General features: G+C 63.5%; 19 protein-coding genes. 9 read left to right on the top strand and 10 right to left on the bottom strand.

The features are described from left to right. The first annotated feature begins 10 nt into the window (after positions 1–10). The 5 genes from Q8L50_RS11435 to folK all read left to right on the top strand — a co-directional run bounded on the left by Q8L50_RS11435 (position 11) and on the right by folK (position 4,675). A complete protein-coding gene (locus Q8L50_RS11435; RefSeq protein WP_305272891.1) occupies positions 11–1,081 on the top strand; it encodes an AI-2E family transporter in 1,071 nt (356 codons plus the stop codon). A gap of 6 nt (positions 1,082–1,087) precedes the next feature. Beyond that, positions 1,088–1,774 carry a DnaA regulatory inactivator Hda gene (gene hda, locus Q8L50_RS11430; protein ID WP_305272894.1) on the top strand — a complete coding sequence of 229 codons (687 nt, stop codon included), beginning with the start codon at positions 1,088–1,090 and terminating at the stop codon, positions 1,772–1,774. After that, positions 1,771–2,460 (top strand): HAD family hydrolase, encoded by a 690-nt coding sequence (locus Q8L50_RS11425; protein ID WP_370869788.1) that lies wholly within the window; start codon positions 1,771–1,773, stop codon positions 2,458–2,460. Before hda ends, Q8L50_RS11425 begins: the two co-directional genes overlap by 4 nt. 62 nt (positions 2,461–2,522) lie before the next feature. Beyond that, the gene (gene pcnB, locus Q8L50_RS11420; RefSeq protein WP_305348773.1) at positions 2,523–4,124 is read left to right on the top strand and encodes a polynucleotide adenylyltransferase PcnB; all 1,602 of its coding nucleotides are present in this window, start codon (positions 2,523–2,525) and stop codon (positions 4,122–4,124) included. An 8-nt stretch (positions 4,125–4,132) separates the two neighbouring features. Then, positions 4,133–4,675 carry a 2-amino-4-hydroxy-6-hydroxymethyldihydropteridine diphosphokinase gene (gene folK, locus Q8L50_RS11415; protein WP_370869787.1) on the top strand — a complete coding sequence of 181 codons (543 nt, stop codon included), beginning with the start codon at positions 4,133–4,135 and terminating at the stop codon, positions 4,673–4,675. 7 nt (positions 4,676–4,682) lie between these two features. On the opposite strand, the gene pdxH is transcribed toward folK, so the two are convergent. Next, complete coding sequence (pdxH, locus tag Q8L50_RS11410) at positions 4,683–5,333, bottom strand: pyridoxamine 5'-phosphate oxidase (protein WP_305348771.1); 651 nt, start codon at positions 5,331–5,333, stop codon at positions 4,683–4,685. Between the two features lie 23 nt (positions 5,334–5,356). Here pdxH and Q8L50_RS11405 point away from each other — a divergent pair, with 23 nt between their 5' ends. Next, positions 5,357–5,950 (top strand): NTP transferase domain-containing protein, encoded by a 594-nt coding sequence (locus Q8L50_RS11405; RefSeq protein ID WP_305348770.1) that lies wholly within the window; start codon positions 5,357–5,359, stop codon positions 5,948–5,950. A gap of 2 nt (positions 5,951–5,952) precedes the next feature. On the opposite strand, the gene Q8L50_RS11400 is transcribed toward Q8L50_RS11405, so the two are convergent. Continuing rightward, positions 5,953–6,468, bottom strand: coding sequence for a superoxide dismutase family protein (locus Q8L50_RS11400; protein ID WP_305348769.1), 516 nt, complete (start codon positions 6,466–6,468; stop codon positions 5,953–5,955). A 48-nt stretch (positions 6,469–6,516) separates the two neighbouring features. Next, on the bottom strand, positions 6,517–7,152 hold the full coding sequence (locus Q8L50_RS11395; protein WP_370869786.1) for a gamma-glutamylcyclotransferase: 636 nt from the start codon (positions 7,150–7,152) through the stop codon (positions 6,517–6,519). A 103-nt stretch (positions 7,153–7,255) separates the two neighbouring features. Between Q8L50_RS11395 and Q8L50_RS11390 the strand changes: the two genes are divergently transcribed. From Q8L50_RS11390 to eda, 3 genes are all read left to right on the top strand, one after another. After that, positions 7,256–7,810: an OmpA family protein gene (locus Q8L50_RS11390; RefSeq protein ID WP_305348768.1), complete on the top strand. Its 555-nt coding sequence runs from the start codon at positions 7,256–7,258 to the stop codon at positions 7,808–7,810. Positions 7,811–7,978: 168 nt separating this feature from the next. After that, entirely contained in the window at positions 7,979–9,799 is a 1,821-nt protein-coding gene (gene edd / locus Q8L50_RS11385; RefSeq protein WP_305348767.1) for a phosphogluconate dehydratase, read from the top strand. Further along, on the top strand, positions 9,790–10,452 hold the full coding sequence (eda, locus tag Q8L50_RS11380) for a bifunctional 4-hydroxy-2-oxoglutarate aldolase/2-dehydro-3-deoxy-phosphogluconate aldolase (protein WP_305348766.1): 663 nt from the start codon (positions 9,790–9,792) through the stop codon (positions 10,450–10,452). The genes edd and eda overlap by 10 nt, the downstream gene beginning before the upstream one ends. 90 nt (positions 10,453–10,542) lie before the next feature. On the opposite strand, the gene Q8L50_RS11375 is transcribed toward eda, so the two are convergent. The 7 genes from Q8L50_RS11375 to Q8L50_RS11345 all read right to left on the bottom strand — a co-directional run bounded on the left by Q8L50_RS11375 (position 10,543) and on the right by Q8L50_RS11345 (position 17,928). Continuing rightward, complete coding sequence (locus tag Q8L50_RS11375; protein WP_305348765.1) at positions 10,543–11,964, bottom strand: amidohydrolase family protein; 1,422 nt, start codon at positions 11,962–11,964, stop codon at positions 10,543–10,545. Then, a complete protein-coding gene (locus tag Q8L50_RS11370) occupies positions 11,961–13,037 on the bottom strand; it encodes an aromatic ring-hydroxylating dioxygenase subunit alpha (protein WP_305348764.1) in 1,077 nt (358 codons plus the stop codon). Before Q8L50_RS11370 ends, Q8L50_RS11375 begins: the two co-directional genes overlap by 4 nt. Continuing rightward, on the bottom strand, positions 13,031–14,083 hold the full coding sequence (locus Q8L50_RS11365) for an aromatic ring-hydroxylating dioxygenase subunit alpha (RefSeq protein ID WP_305348763.1): 1,053 nt from the start codon (positions 14,081–14,083) through the stop codon (positions 13,031–13,033). The genes Q8L50_RS11370 and Q8L50_RS11365 overlap by 7 nt, the downstream gene beginning before the upstream one ends. Before the next feature lie 12 nt (positions 14,084–14,095). After that, complete coding sequence (locus tag Q8L50_RS11360) at positions 14,096–15,043, bottom strand: ABC transporter substrate-binding protein (RefSeq protein WP_305348762.1); 948 nt, start codon at positions 15,041–15,043, stop codon at positions 14,096–14,098. A 174-nt stretch (positions 15,044–15,217) separates the two neighbouring features. Continuing rightward, entirely contained in the window at positions 15,218–15,673 is a 456-nt protein-coding gene (locus tag Q8L50_RS11355) for a RidA family protein (RefSeq protein ID WP_305272934.1), read from the bottom strand. Beyond that, positions 15,670–17,040 carry an FAD-binding oxidoreductase gene (locus tag Q8L50_RS11350; protein ID WP_305348761.1) on the bottom strand — a complete coding sequence of 457 codons (1,371 nt, stop codon included), beginning with the start codon at positions 17,038–17,040 and terminating at the stop codon, positions 15,670–15,672. The genes Q8L50_RS11355 and Q8L50_RS11350 overlap by 4 nt, the downstream gene beginning before the upstream one ends. A gap of 81 nt (positions 17,041–17,121) precedes the next feature. Continuing rightward, on the bottom strand, positions 17,122–17,928 hold the full coding sequence (locus Q8L50_RS11345) for an ABC transporter permease (protein ID WP_305348760.1): 807 nt from the start codon (positions 17,926–17,928) through the stop codon (positions 17,122–17,124). Between the last annotated feature and the right edge of the window lie 9 nt (positions 17,929–17,937).

Genomic DNA, 17,937 nt, shown 5'->3' with positions numbered 1-17,937 from the left:
GTCAGGTGACATGCAATTTACTTCCACCCAAAAACGCGCGGCTGCATGGGGCCTGATTGCCGCCCTGCTGCTGCTGGCGCTGTGGTTGCTGGGCCCGGTGCTGACGCCCTTTGTAGTGGCTGCGGTGCTGGCCTACGTGCTGACACCCCTTGTGAACCGGCTGGACCGGCTCGGGGCCGGCCGCATGCCCCGGGTGCTGGCGGTGCTGATTGTCGAGACGGTGTTCATCCTGGCGCTGCTGTCGGTCATGCTGCTGGTGGTGCCTGTTTTTGCCAAAGAACTGCCGCTGCTGCGCGAGCAGTTGCCGGTGCTGGCCGAGCGTATCAACACCAGTCTGGGCCCGTGGCTGGCGCAGTTCGGCATCCAGCTGTCGCTGGACGTGGCGAGCATCAAGGCCTTTGTAGTCAAGTACCTCAGCGCCAACTTTGAGGACACCTTTGGCTCTGTGTTGTCGTCCCTCAAGCTGGGCGGCAGCGTGGCGCTGGCCATCATCGGCAATGGCGTGCTGATTCCTGTGGCGCTGTTTTTCCTGCTCAAGGACTGGGACCGCTTTGTGGCGCTGCTGATCGAGCTGGTGCCACCCAAACTGCGTCCGTCGTTTGACAATTTCATGGATGAGGCCGACACGGTGCTGGGCCAGTACCTGCGCGGGCAGCTGCTGGTGATGGGGGTGCTGGCGGTCTACTTCAGTGTGGCGCTGGCGCTGTTCGGCTTCGACCTGGCCGTGCCTGTCGGCGTGTTCACCGGGCTCGCCTTTTTTATTCCCTACCTGGGCTTTGGCCTGGGCATGCTGCTGGCGCTTCTGGCCGGAATTCTGCAATTTGGCAGCCTTTACGGCGTGCTGGTGGTGGCCGGCGTGTATGGGGCAGGGCAATTGGTCGAGAGTTTTTACCTGACGCCGCGTCTGGTCGGTGAGCGTATCGGGCTGCACCCGCTGGCGGTCATCTTTGCGCTGCTGGCTTTTGGCCAGTTGTTTGGCTTTCTGGGCGTGCTGATTGCACTTCCGGCCAGCGCGGTGCTGCTGGTGGCGATCCGCCGGCTGCGCGCCAGCTACATGCTGAGCAAGCTTTATCAAGGCTAAGGCACGATGAAGCAAATCGCCCTGGATATCGGCTTGGCATCCCCTCCGTCGTTTGCAAATTTTTTTGCTGGAGCTAACGAGGCGGCGCTTAAACACCTGGAGTTGTGGGCCGGCAACAGCCTGCGCTCGCCAGTGCCGACTTACCTTTGGGGCGAATCTGGCAGCGGCAAGACGCATTTGCTCAAGGCTGTCAGCGAGTCGCTGCGCGAGCAGGGGGCAACGGTTGGGTGGCTGGATGCCTCGGTGCTGGAGCCGCCCGAATTCAGTGAAAGCTGGGCCGCCGTCATTCTGGACGACTGCCACCTCTACACCGCCGTGCAGCAGCAGGCTGCCTTCAACTGGTTTGTCAATGCCCTCAACGCGACCGATGGCCACCCGCGCTGGGTGTTGGCTGCCGGCGTGGCACCGCCCGCCGATCTGAGCCTGCGCGAAGACCTGCGAACGCGCCTGGGTTGGGGCCATGTGTTTGCCTTGCAGGCGCTCAGCGAGACCGACCAGCGCGCCGTGTTGCGGCAAGAGGCCGATGCGCGCGGCGTGTTTTTAAGCGACGAGGCGATGGATTTCATCCTGAACCGCTTCTCGCGCGATCTGGGCAACCTCATGCAACTGCTCGACCAGCTGGATGCCTATGCCCTGCAGACCCAGCGCGCCATCACCATCCCGCTGATCAAATCCATGCTGGAGAACCTGTGACCTTGACCCCCGGCGCCAAAAAACAGCGCGTAGCCTTGTTTGACCTCGATCACACGCTGATTCCTTTTGACTCCGACTACGAGTGGGGTGAGTTCACGATTGCCTTGGGCTGGTGTGACGCCAGTGACTTCAAGCGCCGCAATACCGAATTTTTTGCCGACTACCAGGCCGGCACACTCGACATCCATGCCTATGTGCGTTTTGCGACGCAGGCCATTCGTGACCAGGGCGCTATAAAATCAATAGCTGCTCGCGCAAGTTTCATGCGGGAAATCGTGCAAAAAGGCATACATCCCGCAGCGCTGGCGCTGGTTCGGCAGCATCAGGCGGCGGGGGATGCGGTGGCTATCGTCACCGCCACCAACGACTTTGTGACCCGCCCCATCGCCGATGTCTTCGGTGTTGACGAGCTGATCGCCGTCGAGCTGGAGCGCGATGCCAGTGGCGAGCCCACCGGCCAAATCCGCGGCATACCGTCTTTCCGGGAAGGCAAGGTGGCCCGGGTCCAGCAATGGCTGGCCGAGCGCAAACTGGATTGGGACAGCGTGGAAAGCACGTTTTACAGCGATTCCATGAACGACCTGCCTTTGCTGGAAAAAGTCACCCACCCCGTGGCCACCAACCCCGACGCGCGCCTGCGGGCGCTCGCCACCGAGCGCGGATGGCGCATACTTGAGCTGTTCTAACTGCCGGGGACTGCGGCCCTTGCCCTGCAAGCGCGGCCGGCCCGGCAAAATCTCCTGATTCAATGATCAAAAAATTTATCGACAAGCTGTTTGGCAAGTCTGCCAGCCCCGCCAGCCCCGCCAAAAGTTCCAGAAAATCAGTTTTCGGCGAGCGCCGCGAAGTCGGCCCCCAGGACCACGCGATCAATCCCAAGCTGGTCGATGACCGCGCGATGGATGTGGTGCACACCCTCAAGCAGGCCGGCTACGAAGCCTACATCGTTGGCGGCGCGGTGCGCGACCTGCTGGTTGGTTTGCGCCCCAAAGACTTCGACGTGGCCACCGACGCCACGCCCGAGCAGGTCAAGGGCCTGTTTCGCCGCGCCTTCATCATTGGCCGGCGCTTTCGCATCGTGCACGTGGTGTATGGCCGTGGCCGCGAGCACGAGGTGATTGAGGTGTCGACCTTCCGTGCGCATCTGGACAGCAGCCTGGCCGAGCAGGTGGGCGGCAACGAGCGCACCAGCAAAAGCGAGCTGGCCGGCATGAAACACGCCGTCGATGCCTCTGGCCGCGTGTTGCGCGACAACGTCTGGGGCCCGATGGAAGAAGACGCTGCCCGCCGCGACTTCACCATCAACGCGATGTATTACGACCCGCAAACGCAGATCGTGGTCGATTACCACCACGGCATCCGCGACGCCAAGAAAAAAATCATCCGCATGATCGGTGACCCGGCTACGCGCTACCGCGAAGACCCGGTGCGCATCATCCGCGCCGTGCGTTTTGCCGCCAAGCTCAGCGCTCTCGGTTTCAAGTTTGAAGACAAGACCGTCGAGCCCCTGCGCAAGATGAAAACCCTGCTGGCCGACGTGCCGCAGTCGCGCCTGTTCGACGAAATGCTCAAGCTGCTGCAAACCGGCCACGCGCTGGCCAGCATCGAGCAGCTGAAGTTTCTGGGGCTCAACACCGGCATCTACCCGCTGCTCGATGTGGTGGTCGATACCGCTGAAGAGCCGTTTTTGCAGCTGGCCCTGCTGGATACCGACCGCCGCGTGGGCGAGGGCAAACCTGTCGCGCCCAGCTTCTTGCTGTCCTGCGTGTTGTGGGCCGATGTACGCAACGGCTGGGAGCAACGCCTGCAGCGCGGCGAACACGTCATGCCCGCGCTGCAGGACGCGATCGACGACGCCTTCAACGCCAAGATCGGCGATGTATCGGGGCGCGGCAAACTGGGCACCGACATGCGCGAGATCTGGACCATGCAGCCACGTTTTGAAAAACGCACCGGCAGCTCGCCGTACTCGCTGCTGGACCAGCCGCGTTTTCGTGCCGGCTTTGACTTCTTGCGGCTGCGCGCACAGACCGGCGAGATTGATCTGGAGCTGTCAGAGTGGTGGGAAAAGTTCAGCACCGCTTACGACGACGAGCGCCACGAAATGATCGAGCAGATCCGGCTGGCGCAATCCCAAAAGCCGCACCAGCCGCGGACCCGCGTGAAGCGGGCAGAGCCGGACGTTACGCGCAATCCTGACGCCGGCGAGGCCACGGCGCCAGCGTCAGCCAGCGGTGAGGGCGGCGATGCCGCGCCCGCCAAAAAGCGCAGGCGCCGCCGCAAGCCGGCCAACCGCGAAGGCGGTGCCATGTCGGCCAGCCCACCGTCTGACGCGCCCGGCGACTACTGAGCCCACGCATGCCGGCCCCTCAACCGCGGAGTGATCCCGTGCAGCAGGTCAGGGCTTATGTCGGTATAGGCGCCAACCTGGGCGACGCAAGAGCATCGGTGCAACAAGCCATACACGCGCTGGACCAACTTGCACAGACCCGCGTGGCACAACGCTCCAGCCTGTACCGCACCGCGCCTGTGGTCAGCGGCCAGGCCGGCCAGGCCGGGCAGGCCGGGCAGGCCGCAGGGCCCGACTACATCAACGCCGTGGTGGGGCTGGATACGAGCTTGCCCGCACTTGAGCTGCTGGCGCAATTGCAGGCGCTGGAGCAAGCCGCCGGCCGCGAGCGACCCTACCGCGATGCACCCCGCACGCTGGACCTGGACTTGCTGTTGTACGGCCAAAGCCGCATTGATTTGCCCCAGTTGACGGTGCCGCATCCGCGCATGTGGCAACGCGCTTTTGTGCTGGTGCCGCTGGCGGAGATTGCGCCGGGGCTGGTGCGTTCCGTCCAATTGGATGCGGTGGCTGGTCAGCTCATTGAGTGGCTCAATACCGACGCGTCCTGAAAAGTCATCAGGGCGCCAGCCGCTCGCGCAACCAGCCGCCTTCAGCCTGCTGCGTATAACGCAGCCGGTCATGCAGTCGGCTCCTGCGTCCCTGCCAGAACTGCCAGTTGTCCGGCACCAGCCGGTAGCCACCCCAGTGCGGCGGCCGTGGTGGCTGCAGCAAAAATTTCGCGCCATATTTGGCGGCATTGGCCACCAGCACACCGCGGCCTGAGATCACCTCGCTTTGCGGGCTGGCCCAGGCGCCTATGCGTGAATCCAGTGGCCGGCTGTGAAAGTAAGCGTCGCTTTCTTCAGCCGACACTTTTTCCACCCGGCCCTCGATACGGACCACGCGCTCGAGCTCCACCCAGTGAAACTGCAGGGCGGCAAAAGGATTGGCTGCGATCTCGGTGCCCTTGCGGCTGTCGTAGTTGGTGTACCAGACCATGCCGCGCTCGTCATACCCCTTGACCAGCACCACGCGGGTGGAGGGGCGACCATTGCCAGCCACGGTGGCCAGCGTCATCGCGTTGGGTTCGGGCACCTTCGCCGCAATGGCTTCGTTCAGCCATTGATCAAACTGCTTCAGGGGATCGGCGTGCGACGCTTCTTCATTGAGTTCGGCGCGTTCGTAACTTTTGCGCAGGTCGGCGATGTTTTGGGCGGGCTCTGACATACTGGCAGTATAGGTAGTCCACCATGTCCCTGTCCTCATCGCCCGTATCCGCCCCACCTCATGCGCTGCCCACGGTCATTGTGCTGGCCGCCGGGCGAGGTGAACGTTTTACTGCCAGCGGCGGCAGCACACACAAGCTGGCAGCGTTGCTGGCCGGCAAGCCGGTGCTGCAGCATGTGCTGGATGCGGTTCAGGCCAGCGGGCTGCGGCACCATGTGGTGCAGGCCGATGTCTCGCGGCCCGGCATGGGCGATTCGATTGCTGACGGCGTGCGGGCCACACCGGATGCGGCTGGCTGGCTGATCCTGCCGGGTGATTTGCCGCTGGTGCAGGGCGCGTCGCTGCGGGCCGTGGCCCAGGCGTTGATGCAACAACATGCGGTGGTGATTCCTACGCACAAGGGCGTGCGTGGCCACCCCGTCGGGTTTTCTGCGGCGTGCCGCGATCAGCTTCTGGTTTTAGAGGGAAATCAGGGCGCAGCCCCTGTCGTTCGCGCGTATGCAGCTATCAATTCAGTAGCAAGTCTGGAGCTCGATGATGTCGGCGTGGTGACCGATGTCGATACGCTGGACGATCTGGCGCGCGCCGAGGCTTTGCTGGCGGCGCGCCAGGCCTAGGTTCAGCTGCGATTGATGATCGCGCAGGCCAGACGCGGGCCGGAATTGCCGGTGGGCTGGGTTTTGTAGTCGTCGGGGTCGCGGTGCACGATCAGGCCTTTGCCGACCACGTCGGTCACGCCGCTGCCGACAGCAATCATGCTGGACTCAAAGCTGAATTTGGCGACGCCGGCGGCATCGGCCTTCAAGGATTGCAGGTCGCCCGCGTGGTGCATGCCCGCGCCGTGGCTGCCATGTGGTGCGCCAGTGGGGTTGAAGTGTCCGCCTGTGCTCATGCCGTCGCCGCTGGAGCAGTCGCCTTTTTCATGCACATGAAACCCGTGCTCGGCATTGGGTTTGAGGCCGCGCACTTCGCCGCTGACCAGCACCTTGCTGCCAGCCTGCACAAAAGTGACGCTGCCGCTGGCGGCGTTGCCAGTGGTCGATTGCAATTGCGCGCTGGCGCGTGGGCCGGGCGGTGTGCTGGCGCAGGCGCCCAGCAAGGCGATGGAAGCCAGAAGAATCAGGGGGGTTTTCATGAGCGTCTCCGGACGGGATTGAAACAGGAAGAATGTCCTGTCAGCACTTTAGTCGGGCGGCCTTGCGCTGGCAAGCTCGGCCTGCTCTTGCTGGGCCAGCTGGAGCAGTCGCGCCAGCGCCGCATCGGAAATGCCGTGGCTGTGCAGGCTCTCCAGCGTCTGGCGGGCGTAGTCGTGGGTGGTGCCATAACGCCCGCACGAGTCGGCAAAGATCTGCTGGTAGCGGGCCGCGCTGAGGTCCCCGGTGAAATTCGGGCTGCGCCTTGACAGCGTGAACGCCAGCGCCTGCACGTTACCCTTGGCCGTGCTACAGCGCAACCAGCGCGGGTCATAAACGCCAGTGACCATCTCGCGCTTCCACAAAGTCGCCATGACCTCGGGCACATCATGCCGGGGCACGCGGTAGACCACACCGTGGCAACTGCCGCCCGACAGCAAGGCAAACACCAGGCCGGGGCATTCGGGCGTGCCGCGGTTGATGCGGCTCCACATCTTCAGCGCCCGGTGCCAGCCGTGCACCTTGGCGCGGCGCAGCTCGGCAAAGTCAAAATCGGGGCGCCAGATCAGTGAGGCGTAGCCAAAAATCCAGAGGTCGTCGTGCCCACCCCATTGATGCAGAAAACGCGCCAGCATGGGGGCCGGATCGCGGACCGGTAGCAGGGGGGAATGCGGGGGCGTGTGCACAGCCACACTTTACAATGACATGCTTGGGCTGTCAGCGCCTTCGCCTGATTTTCCGGCGTTGGCAAGTGTCAAAGAGTGGCCCGGTTTTACGGAGATGTTCTGCATGTTTTTGCAATCGGATGATGCGCAGCAGGGGCTGGTACTGGGCCTGGTGCTGGTCATCGTGATCGCGGTGGTCGCTCTGGTCATGGGTGTTGCGCTTTATCGTCCGGTGGTTGATGCCGCGCTGGATCTTGCGGCGGCGCCACCCGCCGCAACGCGCGTGCCCACGCCGGTACCTGCAGCAGTGGCCACTCCCCCCACCGCGACTTCAGCGCAAGCCACTTCCGACGCGGCCAGCGTCACGGTGGAGTACGGCGTCGTGAAATTTTATTTCGCGTCTGGCAGTGCCGACCTGGCCGACGGCGCGGCCGATGCACTGGTTGACGTGGTGAAGGCGGCCAGAGGCGGAAAAAAAGTGCTGATTGCGGGCTTTCACGATTCAAAAGGCAATGCGGCTGCCAATGCCGAGCTTGCGCACCGCAGGGCGCTGGCGGTGCACGAGGCGTTGCTGGCAGCGGGTGTGCCTGATCGCCAGGTCAGCCTGCAAAAGCCGCAGCAAATGACCGGCTCCGGTGCTGATGCCGAGGCGCGCCGCGTCGAGATCACGCTGCAGTAGGCTGCCCCCGACACGGTTTTCTTGCCCCTGCCAAGTAACCGGTTTGTAACCCGCGCCTTTGCAAAAGCGCGGTAACCCAGTACCATGAACGACGTAATAAAGTTACCAACCCGACTCGATTCTGGATCACTCCGGTGATCCGGTCGCACTTGACTGCAACCGACACCCATGACCCTACACCCCAACATTTCCGCTGTGACCGAGCGCATACGCGCGCGCAGCCGCGACAACCGCCAGGCCTATCTTCAGCGGCTGGACGGCGCCGCCACCCGGGCTATCAGCGTGGACCGCATGGGTTGCGGCAACATTGCACATGCGGTGGCCGGCATGCCGCTGGACGACCGCTTCAAGGTCGTCACGCAGCGCGCGCCCAACATCGGCATCGTCACCGCTTACAACGACATGTTGTCGGCGCACACACCGATGCAGCCTTACCCTGACCTGATCAAGTGGGAGGCACGGCTGCAGGGTGCCACCGCCCAGGTGGCCGGTGGCGTGCCCGCGATGTGCGACGGCGTCACGCAGGGCACCGCCGGCATGGAGCTCAGCCTGTTCAGCCGCGACGTGATTGCGATGGCCACCGCCGTGTCCCTGAGCCACGACATGTTTGACGCCGCGCTGATGCTGGGCGTGTGCGACAAGATAGTGCCGGGCCTGCTGATAGGCGCCCTGCATTTTGGCCATTTGCCGACGGTGTTTGTGCCCGCAGGGCCCATGCCCTCGGGCTTGCCCAACAAGGAAAAAGCCCGCGTGCGCGAGCTGGCGGCGCAGGGGCTGGTCGGGCGTGACGAACTGCTGGACGCCGAGCTCAAGAGTTACCACAGCCCCGGCACCTGCACGTTTTACGGCACGGCCAACAGCAACCAGATGCTGCTGGAGGCCATGGGTCTGCATGTGCCAGGTACCGCCTTTGTGCAGCCCGGCGGGGACCTGCGTGATGAGCTCACCCGCGAGGCGGCCCGCACCGTGCTGGGCATCGTCAAGTCGTCGAAGCGCTTTTCACCGATTGGAAAAATCGTGGACGAGAAAGCCATCGTCAACGCGATGGTCGCGCTGCTGGCCACCGGCGGTTCCACCAACCACCTGATCCACTGGGTGGCGGTTGCGCGTTCGGCCGGCATCCTGATTGACTGGAATGATTTTTCAGACCTGTCGGATGTGGTGCCTTTGCTCACCCATGTGTATCCCAACGGCAGTGCCGATGTGAACCAGTTCCAGGCGGCGGGTGGTACTGGTTTTGTGATCCGCGAGTTGCTCGATGGCGGCTTCATGCACGAGGATGTGCTGACGGTGCGCGAAGGCGGTATCCGCGAGTACACGCGCGAGCCGGCCATGGTGGGCGGCAAGCTGGCCTGGCATGAGATGGGCGCGTCAAAAGACGAGGCCATCGTGCGGCCTGTCAGCCAGCCTTTCAATGCCAGTGGCGGCCTCAAGCTGCTGCAAGGCAACCTGGGGCGCAGCGTGATCAAGGTGTCGGCCGTGCCCGATGACCGCCATGTGATCGAGGCGCCGGCTCGGGTATTTGATTCGCAGGAGGCCCTGCATCTGGCCTTCAATGCCGGCGAGCTGGATTGTGACGTGGTCTGTGTGGTGCGCTGGCAGGGGCCGCAGGCCAATGGCATGCCCGAGCTGCACAAACTCACGCCGCCGCTGGCCGTGTTGCAGGGCAAAGGTTTTCGCGTGGCGCTGGTCACCGACGGGCGCATGAGCGGCGCCTCGGGCAAGGTGCCGGCGGCGATTCATGTGTCGCCCGAAGCGGCCGTTGGCGGGCCGCTGGCCAAGGTGCGTGACGGCGATGTGATCCTGGTCGACTCCATCACCGGAGTGTTGCAGGTGCGCGTAGCCGACGAGGAGTGGGCTGCGCGCGAGAGCGCGCAGATGCCCGAGGCCTTGCGCCAGGCCAATGGTCTGGGCCTGGGGCGCGAGTTGTTTGCCGGCATGCGCAGGCATGCCTTGACGGCTGAAGAAGGAGCACCTTCATGGATGTGAAAGTTGATGTCGATTCGGCGCTCACGGCGCTGCAGGTCATGCGCGATGCGCCGGTTATTCCGGTGATTGTGCTGACCGATGTGGCGCACGCCGTGCCGCTGGCCCGGGCTTTGGTGGCCGGCGGCATCCGCATGCTGGAAGTGACTTTGCGTACGCCGCAGGCGCTGGCCTGTATTGAGGCGATTGCGCGCGATGTACCCGAGGCGGTGATAGGCGCGGGCACTGCGCGCAGCGCTGCCGACGTGCAGGCCTGTGCCATGGCCGGGGCCCGTTTTATCGTCAGCCCCGGTTACACCCACGCGGTAGGCACCGCTTGCCGCGACGCCCACCTGCCGCTGCTGCCCGGTGTGGCCACCGGCAGCGAGATCATGGCGGCGCAGGAAGACGGCTTTACCGAGCTGAAGTTCTTCCCCGCCCTGCAGGCCGGCGGGCTGGCGCTGCTCAAGGCCTGGAACGGGCCTTTTGGTGATGTGGTGTTTTGCCCCACCGGCGGCATCACGGCTGCCAACGCGGCCGAGTTTTTGGCGCTGCCCAATGTGGCCTGTGTGGGGGGCTCGTGGCTGGTACCCGCCGACGCACTGGCGCGGGGCGACTGGGCGCGGGTCAGTGATCTGGCGCGGCAGGCCTGTGGGCTGCCCCGCCCGGGCTCCTAGGCATGCCACGCTACTTTTCGATAGTCAGAATGGGCTCCAGCCCTTATGGAGTGTGCGCGAATAGCTACTAAAAATATAGCAAATTCGCAGTCAATACGGCGTGGTCACCAACCGTGCCACCGCCGCCCTGGCCTGTCGGCCCAGCTCCTGCAGGTCCAGCCCAGGCAGGGCGCCATCACGCACAATCTCCCGCCCGCCGATGAGCAGGGCCTTGAGGTGTGCGCTGCCGCCGCTGGCCACCGGGCCAATGGCCGGGTCGTGCAGGCCGAAGTAGCGCGGATCCCGGTCCAGCGCGTAGATCGCGATGTCGGCCGCCTGTCCTTCTGCCAGCGTGCCAACGGCGGGCAGGCCCAGTACCTTCGCGCCGCCCGCCGTGCCCCAGCGCACCACGTCTTCCACCGTGGCGGCCTGCGCCGCCTGCGCCTCGCCCTGGCCACCGCGGTGCTGGGCCAGCGTGGCCTCGCCCGCGCGGGCGCGCTGCATCAGCCAGGCGGCATGGGTTTCAGACAACATGTCGGCCGCTTCGTTGGAGGCGGCGCCGTCTACGCCGATGGACACCGGGGCGCCCGCATCTTCCAGCGCGCGCACCGGTGCAATCCCGCTGCCTAGCCGGCCATTGCTTTGCGGGCAGTGGGCAATGCCGGTACCCGTCGCGCCCAGCAGCGCAATCTCGTCGGCATCGAGCTTGACCAGGTGGGCAAACCAGACATCAGGCCCGAGCCAGCCAACACTCTCTGCAAAACGCACCGGCGTGATGCCGTGCTGCGCCTGCACCGTGTCGTGGTAATGCACGGTCTCTGACAGGTGGGAATGCAGCCGCAGACCATGGCTGCGCGCAAAGGCGGCACACTCGCGCAGTTCTTCGGGCCGCATCGAATGCGGCGGTGTGGTTGGCGCTACTACCACGCGCCGCATGCTGTCAGGTGCGCTGTCGTGAAACCGCGCCGCCACCCGTTCGATGTCAGCCAGGTAGCCGTCCAGTGTCTCGGGCCGCAGGCTGGGGGGCAGGTTGTCGGACGCAATGCGCGAGAGCGTGCCTCCACCCCGGCACAACACAAAACGCAGGCCCAGCGCTTCGGCTTCTTCAAACAAAATCGCCGAGCTGTCGAAAGGCATGCCGGGCCAGTAGTGGTAATTGTGATCGGCCACCGTGGCGCAGCCAGAAAGCGCCAGCTCAACCAGGCCAATTCGTGCGGCCAGCCGGAACATGTCCTCGTCCATGGCGGGCCGCAGCCGGAAGGGCGTGGCGCTGAGCCAGGGCGTCAGCGTGGCGTTGATGCCCAGCGGGTCGCCCTTGAGCAGCGACTGGAACAGGTGATGGTGGGTGTTGACCCAGGCCGGGTAGACCACGCAGCCGCTGGCATCGATCTGGCGCTCGCCGGGCTCGGTACTGAGCTGGCCCATCGCTGTAATTTTTCCATCGCGTACCCGGATGTCCGGGCCGGCATGGCGCGCGGCGCTGCCGGACAGCCCGGTCAGAATCGCCGCGGCGTTGCGGATCAGCAGCTTCATGCTGCCGGCCCTGTGTCCACCTCAATAGCGATGCGCTTTTTCTGCATGGACGGCGAGCCCCGGTGGATTTCTTCTTCACCATGCGCGTGCAGCAGGTCCAGCAATTGTTTGCGAATGACCAGGCCGGGCTTGTCCGACGGCATGTGAAACTCGACGCGGCGTGTGGTGTCCACGCAGGCGTCGGCGTCGGTCGCCTCCAAAATGTCGCGGTCTTCGGCGGTGATGGCAGCGTCCCAGTCAATCAGCTCCTGCGTGCTGCACGCTTCTTCGCTGTCATTGCGGTACAGCCACTGCACCAGCATCATGCGTTCGTCGTCGATCGGCGTGGCGCAGTTGTAGATGATGTGGTGCACGCCGCTGGCCGGGTAGGTACAGCCAAACCGCCGCGCAAACGGCAGGTAATAACGGTTGATCAGGTGCCGGTGGGTGATGTCTTCGGTGCTACCCGTCACGCGGTGTCCCTGCGCGGGGTTGCGTATCGGCACGGTGGTTTCTGCCTCAAAACCGTAGTCGGTCTCGCGAAACTCATAAGGCGCGGGCTTGGGCTGCTCCAGAATGCCGAAGTTGGCCTTGTGCACAAACGAGAAGTGCGAGTTGTCGAAGGAGTTTTCCATCATGCGCAGCGGGCTGGTTTTCCACTCTTCGTAAAACTGGAAAATGCGGCGGTAACCGGGCGCGCCGTCTTCCGGAAAGTGCGGAATCGGTCGCAATGGGTCTTCCAGCGCCACCCAGACATAGCCGTATTTCTCCTGGCAGCGAAAAGACGGCACGCGCGCACCGGCCGGAATCTGCATGTCCGGGTTTTGCGGAATTTTCACGCAGCTGCCGGTGCAGTCGTATGTCCAGCCGTGGTAGCCGCACACAATGTGGTCGCCTTGAACCGTGCCTTTGGACAGTTTGGCGGTGCGGTGGCAGCAGCGGTCGCGCAGTGCGGCCGGTGTGCCGTCGGCCTGCTTCCAGAGCACCAGCTCTTCGCCCATCAGGGTGAAGGGCTGGGGACCGGCGTCAAGCCGCGAGATCGGCATCAGCGCGTACCAGAAGCGGCGTAGCACCGCCTGTTGGGTGGTCAGCATGTGGCGGCCTCCCGGATCGGTATGACGCGGCCCCAGCCATGGACTTCGGTCTCGCCGTGTTCCTTCAGCAGGTCCAGCAGGCGTTTGCGCATGATCATGCCGGGCCGGTCGCTCAGCATGCTCTGTTCGTCCCGGCGCGTCACGTCAACTGGCGCATCAGCGTTGACCGATTCCAGAATCTCCTTGTCTTCCATCACCACACGTGTATCCCAGGCATTGAGCTCGGCCGCAGGGCAATCGGCCTCGGTGTCATTGCGGTACAGCCACTGGATAAGCTGGATGCGCTCATCGTCAATCGGTGTGGCGCAGGTGAAGATGGTGTGTTTGAGCCCGTTCGGATAGGCCAGGCCGAGCCGGCGCAAAAACGGCATGTGCCACTGGTTGAAGAAGTGCCGCGTGGTGGTGGGTGCTGTGCTGCCGGTGATGCGGTGCGACTCGGGCGGGTTGTTGATCGGCACGATGGCTTCGGCCTCAAAACCGTAGCCGGTTTCACGCAGTTCAAAAAATGTCGGCTTGGGCTGGTTGCCCTGACCGAAAGTGCCCTTGTGCACAAACGCAAAATGCGCTGTGTCGAAGGAGTTTTCCATCATGCGCAGCGCGCTGGTGTTCCAGGCCTCGTCAAACTGGTGAATACGCCGGTAGGCCGGGTCGCTGTCTTCGGGCGTGTCCATCAGCGGTACCAAGGGCTCATCGAGCGCGACCCACGCGTAGCCAAATTTTTCCTGGCAATAAAAAGCCGGCACGCGCGCACCCGCCGGAATTTGCATGTCCGGGTTTTGTGGAATCTTCACGCAGGCACCGCTGCCATCGTAAGTCCAGCCGTGGTAGCCACACACGATGTAGTCTCCTTGCACCGTGCCCTTGGAAAGTTTGGCGGTACGGTGGCAACACCGGTCGCGCAGCGCAGCGGGGCTGCCGTCGGCGCGTTTGAAAATCACGATGTTTTCGCCCAGCAGGGTGAAGGGTTGCGGTCCGGCTGCCAGTTTGTCCATAGCCATCACGGCATACCAGAAGCGCCGCAGCACGGGTTGTTGGGTGACGAGCATGCTTGCCTTCCCCTACTTCTTCAGGAACTGCAGCGTGTAGGCCTGTTGCCAGTTCGGGTTCGGCTTGAGCTGCCCGCTGGTGACCATCAGGTCGTAGGTCTGTTTCCAGCGCGCGTCTGTCATCACGCCGGCGCCCGCCTTGGCTGCATCGCCGCTGTCGAGGAACTTCATCTCCTTCATGGTCTTGACCGAGTAGGCGATCAGCTCGTCCTCCATCTTGGGGTTGTCCTGCTTGATCAGGGCATTGCCCGGCGCGGGATTTTCGAGATAACTTTTCCAGCCTTCCAGGGTGGCCTTGACGAAACGTTGCACGACGTCGGGCTTGTCCTTGATCATCTGCCGCGTCGTGACGATGGTGTTGCCGTACGGCGGGTAACCCTCATTGGCAAACAGGAAAAACTTGATTTTCTGGCCGGCTTTTTCGGCGATGAAAGGCTCGGAGCCGGGGTAACCTTGCTGCGCCACATTTTTGTCTGCGAAGAAGGGCGCCATGCTGAAGCTGTAGGGACGGGTCTGGTCGTCCTTCAGGCCGTGCTTGATCTTCAGCCAGGGCCACCAGCTGGTGCGGCCACTGGTGGCCATCAGGATGGTTTTGCCCTTGAGGTCGGCCAGGCTGTTCACGTCGGGATGTGTGACCATGCCCTGCGGCTCCATCTGGAACACGGCCGCAACCGTGGTCAGGGGCACGCCGTTCTCGATGGCCGACAGGGTTTGAAAGTCCTTGCCCATGATGAAGTCGGCCTGGCCGGCGGCGATGATCTGGATCGCGTTGACCTGCGGGCCGCCCATCTTGACGGTGACGTCCAGGCCGTGTTTCTTGTAGATGCCGGTGGCGATGGCCTGGTAGTAGCCCCCATGCTCGGCCTGCGCGTACCAGGAGGTGAGGAAGGTGACTTTGTCTTGCGCCTGAGCCAGGCTCGCGGCGGCGGCAAAACACAGGGTCGCGAAAAGAGTTTTCATGCAGATTCTCCGGTTATGTTGGTTGAACACAAAGCACCAAAACGGCGCACAGCGCGGAGGGGATGCCTCATGACGCTGCCAGAGCAATGACCCGTGACCTTGGGAGTCACTGCCAGCTTCTACTCTGAAAAACAAGATGCAAATTTCATGCCTTGCAGGGCGGTCTGCCGGGTCTTATTGCGGCAGATAAATCGTCGCCTCCACTTCAATCAAGGCCCCGTCGCCGGGCATGAAACGCGACACTTCCACCACCGTGCTGACGGGGGCGCCGCCCGGATAGAAAAGCCCGCGCACGCGGTTGTAAAACGGGTAGTGCCGCAGATCGCGGAAATACTGCACCAGCTTGACGACATCGGCCATGTCGCCGCCATGCTCCTGCGCGATCTGGCGAATCCGCTCCAGCACAAACCAGCTTTGCGCCACCGCTGGGGCCTCGTAAATATCGACGGTCATCTGGCCAGTGACATAACCGAGGCCGCGCAGGGCTAGCAGCGCGGGCCCGGGCAGCTCTTCGTAGCTTTGCAGGATGACCTTGCGCGCAGGATCAACAGCGACCACGCCGCTGACAAAGACGAAGTCGCCGGCGCGCCGCGCGGCTGCGTAACTGGCCATGGGCTGGCCCGCAGTCATACATTCTCTGCCGGTTGCTTGAGCCAGGCACGCACCTTGCCGGGGTTGAGCAGTCCCAGCGGGTCGAAGCGGTGTTTGGTGTCCAGCACGGCTTGCGACAAGCTGCCGCCAGCCTTGCCGTCTTCGACGATGAAGACATGCGGGTCGTTGATACGCACGTCGTTGTCGCGGTAAATCTTCATGATCTCCTGCAGGCGCTCTTCGGTGCTGAAACGCACCAGCTGCAGCGCGGTGCAGGTGACCAGGCCGTCCATGCCGCGTATGTATTCGCAGTGCATCAGTACCTCGCCGCCCAACAACTTTTCCATGCGTTTGACCTGCTCCACGTGTTGGCCGGGAATAAACGCGCTTTGCAGGTAGGTGATGGACTTGTCCACCTTCAGGGCATTGAGCGTGGTGTGGTTCCAGGTGAATTCGACCAGCGTGCGGTTGCTGGCAGCAACCTCTTCTGCGGTCTTGCGGTAGGTCACTGTGCCGCCGTACTGGGCCACCAGTTCCAGCATGGCCGCCTCGCTGCTTGAGGCCACCAGCACAATCACCGCATGGCAACCGGCGGGCAGGTAGTCGGCCAGCTGCTTCATGTAGTCGGGGATGGGTTGGGCCAGCAGGCAGATCTCTTTTTTGACGATGCCGGGCGCGCGTGCGACCGCGTCGCCAAACTCCAGCGCTTCGTCAAAGGTAGTGAAGGTGGCGATGTGTTCTGACCAGTCGTGCACGGGGGCCATGCCCATCTCGAGCTCAAGCACCAGGCCGTTGCTGCCCCACATATGGTGCATGGCCAGGGCCTCGGGGCCGCGCAGTTCGATGATCTGCGGCTCTTCTTCAAAGGTCATGGCTTTCAGGCCCAGCACATTGCCGGGCGCAGCCAGCGGCCCATAGTTGATCGAGCCGACACCGCCAAACCCGCCACCGTAGAGCCCGCCCAGCGTCGCGCTGCGGAAGGTGGACGGCACGCAGCGCAGCTCCATGCCCAAGGGGCGGGTGGCCTTTTCAAAGTCCGACAGGCGCATGCCAGCCTGGGCCCGGCCCGCACCATTGCGCGCCCACAAAAAACTGTTGTAGCCGCTCATGTCGAGCACGACGCCACCGTGCAGCGGCACCACCTGGCCGTAGTTGCCGGTGCCGCTGCCGCGCAGGGTGACAGGCACGCGCAGTTTGGCGCACAGGCTGATGAGGCGGCGGATTTCGTCCTCGCTGCGCGGCCGTACCACCGCATCGGCGCGTTTATCGGCGAGTTGGCGCTTGAGTACCGGGCTGAACCAGGAGAAGTCCTGGGACAGGCGCGCGATGCGGCCCTCGTCGGTGACCCAGTCCAGGTCGGGCAGGGCGGCGTGTAGTTGTTCAATGGGGTGGGCAGGGGCGTTCACCGGATATCTTTCATGTAGTTTTGGCTTCCAGCCCTTATTCTTCGGGCGCAAGCAGCTACCAATAACATAGCAAATTTGGTGTCAATCACGGGTCAGCTCGCTGGCATGCCAGGAGCCGAGCGCCATTTTTGTCAGCCAGGCCATCAGTGCAAACAGCCCAACACCGGCCAGCGAGATCAGCAGCAGGGCCGCAAACATGCGCGGTATGTTGAGCTGGTAGCCCGCCATCAGGATCTGGTAGGCCAGGCCAGTGGCTGCGCCGCCGGTACCAGCCACAAATTCCGCCACCACCGCGCCTATCAGGGCCAGCCCGCTGGAGATGCGCAAACCGCCAAAAAAATAGGGCAGGGCGCTCGGTATGCGCAGGCGCCACAGGGTTTGCAACCGGCTGGCGCGGTTCATCACAAAATAACTCTGCAGGTCGGGGTCTATGCTGCGCAGCCCCAGCGTGGTGTTGGAGATGATGGGAAACAGCGCGACCAGCGCGGCGCATAACACCAGCGAAGCGGTGGGGTCTTTTACCCAGATGATGATGAGCGGCGCCACTGCCACGATGGGTGTGACCTGCAACAAAACCGCATAGGGAAACAGCGCGGTTTCTATCTTGCGGCTTTGCACAAACAGGAAGGAGATCAACACACCGATAAGGGTGGCCAGTGCAAACGACAGCAGGGTGATTTTCAGCGTGACCAGCAAGGAGCCGCCCAGCGATTGCCAGTCGGTCACCAGGGTCTGGAACATCAGCAGCGGCGAGGGCACCAAATAGGGCGGCAGCTTGAAGCCTGTGACCAGCGCTTGCCAGCTGCCCAGCAGCACCAGCGCCACCAGGGCGGGGTAGAGGATGCGCTGGACACGCGGGGAGGTCAGCGAGAAGGGGGCTTGTTGCATGCGGTTCTC

The sequence above is a fragment of the Polaromonas sp. genome (assembly GCF_030680935.1).
In the GTDB taxonomy this organism is placed as follows: domain Bacteria; phylum Pseudomonadota; class Gammaproteobacteria; order Burkholderiales; family Burkholderiaceae_C; genus Polaromonas.
Note: the sequence above shows the minus strand (reverse complement) of the source record. Positions and strands in the feature narration are given on the sequence as shown.

What these genes read in the sequence shown, in the direction of transcription:
- Q8L50_RS11435 (WP_305272891.1), top strand. Translation starts at nt 11, where the DNA reads ATGCAATTTACTTCCACCCAAAAACGCGCGGCTGCATGGGGCCTGATT.
- hda (WP_305272894.1), top strand. Translation starts at nt 1,088, where the DNA reads ATGAAGCAAATCGCCCTGGATATCGGCTTGGCATCCCCTCCGTCGTTT.
- pcnB (WP_305348773.1), top strand. Translation starts at nt 2,523, where the DNA reads ATGATCAAAAAATTTATCGACAAGCTGTTTGGCAAGTCTGCCAGCCCC.
- folK (WP_370869787.1), top strand. Translation starts at nt 4,133, where the DNA reads ATGCCGGCCCCTCAACCGCGGAGTGATCCCGTGCAGCAGGTCAGGGCT.
- pdxH (WP_305348771.1), bottom strand. Translation starts at nt 5,333, where the DNA reads ATGTCAGAGCCCGCCCAAAACATCGCCGACCTGCGCAAAAGTTACGAA.
- Q8L50_RS11405 (WP_305348770.1), top strand. Translation starts at nt 5,357, where the DNA reads ATGTCCCTGTCCTCATCGCCCGTATCCGCCCCACCTCATGCGCTGCCC.
- Q8L50_RS11400 (WP_305348769.1), bottom strand. Translation starts at nt 6,468, where the DNA reads ATGAAAACCCCCCTGATTCTTCTGGCTTCCATCGCCTTGCTGGGCGCC.
- Q8L50_RS11390 (WP_305348768.1), top strand. Translation starts at nt 7,256, where the DNA reads ATGTTTTTGCAATCGGATGATGCGCAGCAGGGGCTGGTACTGGGCCTG.
- edd (WP_305348767.1), top strand. Translation starts at nt 7,979, where the DNA reads ATGACCCTACACCCCAACATTTCCGCTGTGACCGAGCGCATACGCGCG.
- eda (WP_305348766.1), top strand. Translation starts at nt 9,790, where the DNA reads ATGGATGTGAAAGTTGATGTCGATTCGGCGCTCACGGCGCTGCAGGTC.
- Q8L50_RS11375 (WP_305348765.1), bottom strand. Translation starts at nt 11,964, where the DNA reads ATGAAGCTGCTGATCCGCAACGCCGCGGCGATTCTGACCGGGCTGTCC.
- Q8L50_RS11370 (WP_305348764.1), bottom strand. Translation starts at nt 13,037, where the DNA reads ATGCTGACCACCCAACAGGCGGTGCTACGCCGCTTCTGGTACGCGCTG.
- Q8L50_RS11365 (WP_305348763.1), bottom strand. Translation starts at nt 14,083, where the DNA reads ATGCTCGTCACCCAACAACCCGTGCTGCGGCGCTTCTGGTATGCCGTG.
- Q8L50_RS11360 (WP_305348762.1), bottom strand. Translation starts at nt 15,043, where the DNA reads ATGAAAACTCTTTTCGCGACCCTGTGTTTTGCCGCCGCCGCGAGCCTG.
- Q8L50_RS11355 (WP_305272934.1), bottom strand. Translation starts at nt 15,673, where the DNA reads ATGACTGCGGGCCAGCCCATGGCCAGTTACGCAGCCGCGCGGCGCGCC.
- Q8L50_RS11345 (WP_305348760.1), bottom strand. Translation starts at nt 17,928, where the DNA reads ATGCAACAAGCCCCCTTCTCGCTGACCTCCCCGCGTGTCCAGCGCATC.